Source organism: Luteibacter sp. P4_E6, from assembly GCF_056401535.1.
This window is the reverse complement of sequence record NZ_JBFUJE010000598.1, coordinates 1-2,241: the sequence shown is the minus strand read 5'-3', so window position 1 is coordinate 2,241 and position 2,241 is coordinate 1. Positions and strand designations below refer to the sequence as shown.

Sequence of the window (2,241 nt, the reverse complement as noted above, 5' to 3'; positions counted from 1 at the left end):
CGAGGCGTTCAGCGATCGGGAGCCTGCGACATATCCTATCTTTGAGCGAGAGCGCGACGTCATCTTGGGCGAGGACGCATAAGCGACCGCGCTCCGCGTCTCCTTGGGCCGCCCTCGTGGTCACGGTGTTGCAGGCGCCAGACGCGGACACGAATAAGTGGTAACGACAGCGTAAGGCGAGCGGGAAGTCATGGATACGCGCCCGCGAAAGCCGAGGCCTACATAAAAGACTGCGAAAGTCTGGTCCAATTTACGTTGGACAGTTGATGTTCTGGCGCTGAGCGACAACCTCGGATCGAGCTCTTTGGCGACGATATGTACGAATGTATCGAATAGAGATCGGCGGTCCAGTCGTAGAGATTGCCATCATCACAATCTTTGCGATTGGAGGGCCCCGTCGCAGGCCGCCTGGCGGACGCCGGTGACACTACCAATCAACCAATGAGGATCGATCGTGCTCTCGTTCTTTCTGTTATGCCTTCTTTTTGTGCTTATCTTTCGCCACAAGACTGGGTCCATGGCCCGCTTCCTTCGGCAATTCAAGCTCGGTCACGTTTTCGCAGTCGGATTCGCGGGTTTCTATCTTCTTCTCTTTGCTCTGTGCAAGGCGCACAACGGCCTGTCAGACGCATGGAACTCGTTCTATTCCTACGTTCGGTCCCCCTCCATTGCACTGCTTGCAGTCACGTTCGGTGGGTTCCTGGTGTTTACGGTGTGGGTGTTTTCGTCCCGTAAGACGTCAGACGACAAGTCCATTCGCACAGGCGTCTCGGGTGAGGCCGGTGCAGCGACAACGGTGGCTGACGGCGACAAAGCGGACGGGGACGACCCAGATCCTCGTTAACTCTGGAGTTTCGGCCACGGGCGGGCACCGCTGCCCGTCAAACCTGGCCATTCAGGTTGATTTTCACTAACTGACACAAGACGGTCACACCCCCTTGTTACCTCTGGTCTGTCTTAACCGGAGGCGCACCATGAACAGTACGGTTTTGAGCGAGCCGACCGCCGGCTCCCCGCTTACCCGCTACCTGAGCCTGGGGGTGTTCGCCGCCGTCCTGCTCGCCGCGGCGGTCTACGTCGGTTCGCAACTGGGGCACGACCTCCACGTCGCGCCCACCAGTCCTGCTTTCGAATACGTCCTGCTCGGCATCGCTCTGCTGATCGCGCTGGGCTTCGAGTTCGTCAACGGATTTCACGACACCGCTAACGCGGTGGCGACGGTGATCTACACACGCTCGCTGCCTGCCACCTTCGCGGTGGTCTGGTCGGGCGGCTGGAACTTCGTTGGCGTGATGATCTCCAGCGGCGCGGTGGCTTACGCGGTGCTGCAGTTGCTGCCGATCGCACTCGTGCTCAACGTGGGCTCATCCGTCGGCTTTGCCATGGTGTTTGCCTTGTTGCTGGCAGCCATCATCTGGAATCTCGGCACCTGGTATCTCGGCCTTCCCTCATCGAGTTCGCATACGTTGATCGGTTCGATCATCGGCGTGGGTCTCATGAATCAGCTGATGAATTCAGGCAACGCGAATGCGGCTGTCGACTGGAGCCAGGCGCTGAGCGTTGGCAAGGCGCTGTTGTTTTCACCATTGATCGGCTTCGGTCTGGCCTTTGCGTTGCTGATGCTCCTCAAGCGCTTCGTCAAAGCGCCCGAACTCTACGCGGAACCGCATGGCGACCAGCCGCCACCGTTCTGGATTCGCAGCCTGCTGATCCTCACCTGCACGGGCGTGTCGTTCGCGCATGGCTCGAACGACGGGCAGAAGGGCATGGGCCTGATCATGTTGATCCTGATCGGCACGGTGCCCAGCGCGTACGCCTTGAACAAGGCGGTGACGCCCGGGGAAACGCAGACCTTCGTTTCGGTGGCGCACCACGCCAGCGAAACGCTGTCCAAGTACGCCACCGGTGCGCCGGCTGTCGCCTCGCCGCGCGACGAGATCGAGCACTACATCCAGACCAAGCAGGCCACGCCGTCGACCTTCGCTGCGCTGGTTGCCCTCACCGATCGCATCGGCGACCAGGTGGCGCAGCGTCCGACGCTCGCCGACGTGCCGCAGGGCGAGATCAACAACGTGCGTAACAGCATGTATCTCAGCTCAGAAGCGCTGCGTTTGATGGAGAAGAGCAAGCAACCGCAGTTCGCGCCCGAGGACCAGGCGGTGCTCGGCAACTACCACGGCTTGCTCGATAAATCGACGAAGTTCATCCCGACCTGGGTCAAGGTGGCTGTCGCTATTGCGC

Annotated in this window: 2 protein-coding genes; both read left to right on the top strand. The window is 60.3% G+C overall.

Features of this window, described 5'->3' with window-relative positions; all coding sequences use genetic code 11:
• The first annotated feature begins 517 nt into the window (after window positions 1–517).
• Window positions 518–844, top strand: coding sequence for a hypothetical protein (locus tag AC1DT2_RS21275; RefSeq protein WP_477298565.1), 327 nt, complete (start codon window positions 518–520; stop codon window positions 842–844).
• Window positions 845–974: 130 nt separating this feature from the next.
• On the top strand, window positions 975–2,241 hold a 1,267-nt coding region (locus tag AC1DT2_RS21270; protein WP_477298564.1), incomplete at its 3' end, for an inorganic phosphate transporter.